The organism is Marinobacter persicus, from assembly GCF_002934325.1.
GTDB classification, from domain to species: domain Bacteria; phylum Pseudomonadota; class Gammaproteobacteria; order Pseudomonadales; family Oleiphilaceae; genus Marinobacter; species Marinobacter persicus_A.
This window is the reverse complement of sequence record NZ_PTIV01000061.1, coordinates 1-4,273: the sequence shown is the minus strand read 5'-3', so window position 1 is coordinate 4,273 and position 4,273 is coordinate 1. Positions and strand designations below refer to the sequence as shown.

Here is a 4,273-nt window from a genome sequence, read left to right as displayed (position 1 = left end):
GCCGGCACGGCAACAACGGTGGATTGTCTCCCGTGGACTTCGAAAAGCAGTATTTTAAGCAGCTGTCAGGTGTCTAGAATATCGGGGGCTTGCCAGAGTCCGAGTGACGCGTTTGGTTAAATTGTTATCGTTCACCTTCAAGGCCATGCCAAACCCGGAGAACAATGATAGCGCTGGCATGGACTGAGTATCGAACGACGTATTTTCCGAAAACCATATCTCGAACAGAATCCGGCACCGGTGCCATTTCAACCGGCGCGCCCATTTTGGGTAAGTCTGGAAGTAATTCGATTTTGCCAACCAGTTCGGTGGCAATCCTGGCTGCCGCCGTCGGGTTGTGCATCGCAATGAACTCCCTGAGGCGTTTTAAATCATCAATGGCTGCATATTCCGGCCCATCGTGACCGCCCATTCCGTTTGAACGTGACCGCCTGTTCCGGGTGATCGTGACCGCTCATTCCGTTTTATCGTGACCGATTTCGGGTGTTTTTCCGGAATCACCGGTCACGATGCCGGAATCATCGGTCACGTTCCTCCGGAATCCCGGCCAACACGCTGGAATTCTTCAACTTTATCCGGCATACCCCTTCCCTTTTCATCACGAGGAAGGGCGGATGCCGGCAGCGAGGATTTCCATGCGACAAATCATCGAGGTCTTGCGCCTCAAGTACGAAACGGGCCTGAGCCATGAGCGTATTGCCCGTGCCTGCGGACTCTCCAAGGGCGTGGTCGGCAAGTACGTCAGCCTGGCCACCGCGCAGGGCATTACCTGGCCGTTGCCGGAAGGCACGGACGAGGCACGGCTGGAAGCCCAGCTGTTCCCGGCCAAGACGCCGCCCGAACGCTTTGCCGAGCCCGACTACTTCCAGGTCCATCAGGAACTCAAGACCAAGGGCGTGACCCTGCAACTGCTGTGGGCTGAGTACGTAGAGCGCCACGGTGACAAGGCTCGCCGGTACAGCCAGTTCTGCCATCATTACCGGCTCTGGCGCGGCCGGCAGCGGCGCAGCATGCGTCAGGTCCACCGGGCCGGTGAGAAGATCTTTATCGACTACTGCGGCCCCACGGTCCCGGTGGTGGACCGTAGCACCGGCGAGATGCGCAAGGCCCAGGTCTTTGTGGCCGTGCTGGGTGCGTCCAGCTACACCTTCGCCGAGGCCTCCTGGAGTCAGAGCCTGCCGGACTGGATCGCCTCCCACCAGCGGATGCTGGCGTTCTATGGTGGCGTGCCGGAACTGCTGGTTCCGGACAACCTCAAGGCAGCGGTCACCAAGGCAGACCGATACACGCCCCAGATCAACGAGACCTACGCGGAACTGGCGGCCCATTACCAGACGGCGGTGTTGCCGGCACGGCCCTACAAGCCCAAGGACAAGGCAAAGGCTGAAGCCGCTGTGCTGCTGGTTGAACGCTGGATCCTGGCCCGGTTGCGGCACCGAACGTTCTTCTCACTGGCCGAACTGAACTCGGCGATTGCAGACCTGCTACCGGCACTGAACCAGCGCCCGTTCCAGGGGCGCTCCGAGAGCCGCCAGAGCCTGTTCGAGGCACTGGATCGCCCAGCTCTGAGGCCACTGCCTGCAACACCTTACGTCTATGCCGAGTGGCGCAAGGCGCGACCGGGCATTGACTACCACATCGAAATCGACAAACGGCTGTACAGCGTGCCCCACGCCTTGGTGGGTGTGAAGCTGGATATTCGGGTGACCGATACGTCCGTTGAGGTCATGCACAAAGGCCAGCGGGTGGCTCTGCACCCTCGGCATGGCAAGGGCCGCTTCGTCACCCTGACCGAGCACATGCCCAAGTCCCACCAGGCTCATCAGAACTGGTCGCCGGGCCGGTTCCTGAACTGGGCCACGGACATCGACCCCGCCACGCTCGACGTGGTACAGCGCCAGCTCAAGGATCGCCCGCATCCCGAGCATGGCTACCGGGCCTGCCTGGGGCTGTTGAACCTGAGCCGACGTTACAGCCGCGACCGGCTGGAGCAGGCCTGTGCCCGGGCGCTGGCCATCAACTCGGCCAGTTACCAGAGCATCACCTCGATTCTGAAACAGGGGCTGGATCAGATCCCCCTGCCACTGGCCGAGGAGGAACCGGAACTGACCGATCTGCCTGTTCACACCAACGTTCGTGGCCCCCGCTACTACCACTGATCCCGGAGAAACTGATGCTGACTCAAAACACTCTCGACACCCTGCGCCAGCTCAAGCTGACGGGCATGTGTGATGCCCTGGAACAACAACGATCACAACCTGAGACCCACGACCTGGCGTTCGAGGAACGTCTGGCCCTGTTGGTGGATCGCGAAGTGCTGCACCGCGAAAATCGCCGGCTGGACCGGCTGCTCAAAGCCGCTCGCCTGCGCGTGCCGGCTTGCATTGAAGACATCGACTACCGCCACCCACGAGGGCTGGAGCGCTCCCGCATGGCGGGTCTGGCAAGCTGTGACTGGATCCGCCAATCCCTGAACCTGTGCATCACCGGCCCCACCGGGTGCGGCAAGACCTGGCTGGCGTGCGCCCTGGGCAACCAGGCCTGCCGACAGGGGCTGTCGGTTCGCTACCTGCGAGTACCGCGCCTGTTCGAACAGGTGCGCATCGCCCACGGCGACGGTAGCTATGCCCGCTTGATGAACCAGTTGCTAAAAACCGATCTACTGATCCTGGACGACTGGGGCATGCAGAAGGTCACGGCACAACAACGACAGGATCTGATGGAGGTGATTGAAGACCGGCATGGGCGAGGCTCAACGCTCATCGCCAGCCAGTTACCAACCGAACACTGGCATGACTACATCGGCTCCGCCACGCTCGCCGACGCCATCCTGGACCGGCTCCTGCACGGCGCTCATCGACTCAATCTGAAGGGGGAATCACTGCGAAAAGCGAAAACACAAAAACCGGAATCGGTTGACCCATCGTGACCGCTCAGAGTACAAAACTCACTCCAGCGTGATGGCCGTGTGCAAATCGGTCACGATCCCCGGAATGACCGGTCACGTTCGCCGGAATACGCAATGGCTTCGTCCGTGTAAACCAGTTTCACTTACCTGACCTCGGCGCATCCTGCTCGTTTTCGGTTCCCCAGCTATTAAGCCAGCTGTGAACCTCGCTGGCATCAACAACCTTGCCTTGGGCAGCAGACTCCATTGCCTCTAATGTTTGCTTCCACCGCTCTTGCTCAAGCTGCTGCTTTTCTATGTATTCCGACAGTGCCTGGTTGATTACCCAACCTTTGCTCCGGTGCAGCCTGCTGGCGATTGCTTCCAGGTGTTGCTCAACTTCTGCTTGAAGGCGAACTGTGGTGACGCTCATACCTATACCCTCGAATTTGCCGACTACAACGTATTACAGCATAGTCTGCGAGGGTGCGGCAAAGAATTAACGCCGAAGCGCACCGGTGACTTTGACGTAAAGAAGCGGAGACAGAGGCATCCGAGTGCCGCGTCTGGTTAGCTGTTCCCAAGCATGTAAGCCCGAAGCTGTCGCTCCTCTCGCATGACATAGAGAATGAGAACTCGCTTATCATCCTCACGATAGAAAATGCGACACGGTGGAACCACTACCTCCCTGTATACTGAACTAGGGAGCTCCGGAGGAATCCGTCCGGATTGGGGAAAATCTTCCAAACGCTCGGTCTTATCGAAAACTTCTTGGACCAGTTGACTTGCGGCTGCAGGATTATCCAGAGCAATGTACTCAGCGATCGCATCCAGCTCTTGAAGGGCGGGCTCCGTCCAGATTACTTCAGCCATTTACACATTTTCTCCCTGGCCTCACTTTGGCTGTACGTTCTTCCCTCAAGTACAGCACGCTCTCCCCGTGAGAGCCCCTCAAGCAACTCCAGTCGGCGCTGCATAAACTCGTAATCCTGCACATCGACAAGGTATGCGGACGGCTGACCATGCTCCGTGATCAGTATCGGCTCTTTGGACAAGTGCAGGTCTGCCAGAATCTTTGTGGCCTGGCGCTTAAGGTTCGTAACAAGCTCAACTTTCATGGGCACACCCTGAATCAGACTAGTAGTGACACTATAGTATCACTTTTCAGGCGGGACAATCACAGCTAATCGGGATAGGGAGGCACCTCACGATGCCCCTCCTCCCACATCACCGGGCATACGGATCACGTACCACGGCGATTCAGTGACTTGATTCAACCCTTTACCGTACTGCCAGTTCGGGCAGTCCATAGCTCCGGAACAATCGGGCCGGTAAGGCTTGCCGCAGTGCCGGCGAATGACTCAGCCGCCACGGGCCGTGGGCTGA

General features: G+C 58.8%; 6 protein-coding genes. 2 read left to right on the top strand and 4 right to left on the bottom strand.

Annotation, left to right across the window (positions count from 1 at the left end):
• Positions 1-124 precede the first annotated feature (124 nt).
• Complete coding sequence (locus BY454_RS16375; protein ID WP_104417631.1) at positions 125-412, bottom strand: type II toxin-antitoxin system RelE/ParE family toxin; 288 nt, start codon at positions 410-412, stop codon at positions 125-127.
• Between the two features lie 202 nt (positions 413-614).
• Here BY454_RS16375 and istA point away from each other — a divergent pair, with 202 nt between their 5' ends.
• Together istA and istB are read left to right on the top strand one after the other, a co-directional pair.
• The gene (gene istA, locus BY454_RS16370; protein ID WP_181049736.1) at positions 615-2,159 is read left to right on the top strand and encodes an IS21 family transposase; all 1,545 of its coding nucleotides are present in this window, start codon (positions 615-617) and stop codon (positions 2,157-2,159) included.
• A 14-nt stretch (positions 2,160-2,173) separates the two neighbouring features.
• Positions 2,174-2,929 carry an IS21-like element helper ATPase IstB gene (gene istB / locus BY454_RS16365; RefSeq protein WP_104417629.1) on the top strand — a complete coding sequence of 252 codons (756 nt, stop codon included), beginning with the start codon at positions 2,174-2,176 and terminating at the stop codon, positions 2,927-2,929.
• A gap of 118 nt (positions 2,930-3,047) precedes the next feature.
• Here the strand turns inward: istB and BY454_RS16360 are convergent, their stop codons facing one another.
• The 3 genes from BY454_RS16360 to BY454_RS16350 all read right to left on the bottom strand — a co-directional run bounded on the left by BY454_RS16360 (position 3,048) and on the right by BY454_RS16350 (position 4,005).
• Entirely contained in the window at positions 3,048-3,320 is a 273-nt protein-coding gene (locus BY454_RS16360; protein WP_054640921.1) for a CopG family ribbon-helix-helix protein, read from the bottom strand.
• Between the two features lie 137 nt (positions 3,321-3,457).
• A complete protein-coding gene (locus BY454_RS16355; protein ID WP_104417632.1) occupies positions 3,458-3,760 on the bottom strand; it encodes a type II toxin-antitoxin system RelE/ParE family toxin in 303 nt (100 codons plus the stop codon).
• Positions 3,748-4,005 (bottom strand): type II toxin-antitoxin system Phd/YefM family antitoxin, encoded by a 258-nt coding sequence (locus BY454_RS16350; protein ID WP_104417628.1) that lies wholly within the window; start codon positions 4,003-4,005, stop codon positions 3,748-3,750. The genes BY454_RS16355 and BY454_RS16350 overlap by 13 nt, the downstream gene beginning before the upstream one ends.
• Positions 4,006-4,273: the final 268 nt, after the last annotated feature.

Bases quoted from the DNA above. Each gene is read 5' to 3' on its own strand.
- BY454_RS16355 (WP_104417632.1), bottom strand. From the start codon at position 3,760: ATGGCTGAAGTAATCTGGACGGAGCCCGCCCTTCAAGAGCTGGATGCG.
- BY454_RS16360 (WP_054640921.1), bottom strand. From the start codon at position 3,320: ATGAGCGTCACCACAGTTCGCCTTCAAGCAGAAGTTGAGCAACACCTG.
- istB (WP_104417629.1), top strand. From the start codon at position 2,174: ATGCTGACTCAAAACACTCTCGACACCCTGCGCCAGCTCAAGCTGACG.
- istA (WP_181049736.1), top strand. From the start codon at position 615: ATGCCGGCAGCGAGGATTTCCATGCGACAAATCATCGAGGTCTTGCGC.
- BY454_RS16375 (WP_104417631.1), bottom strand. From the start codon at position 412: ATGGGCGGTCACGATGGGCCGGAATATGCAGCCATTGATGATTTAAAA.
- BY454_RS16350 (WP_104417628.1), bottom strand. From the start codon at position 4,005: ATGAAAGTTGAGCTTGTTACGAACCTTAAGCGCCAGGCCACAAAGATT.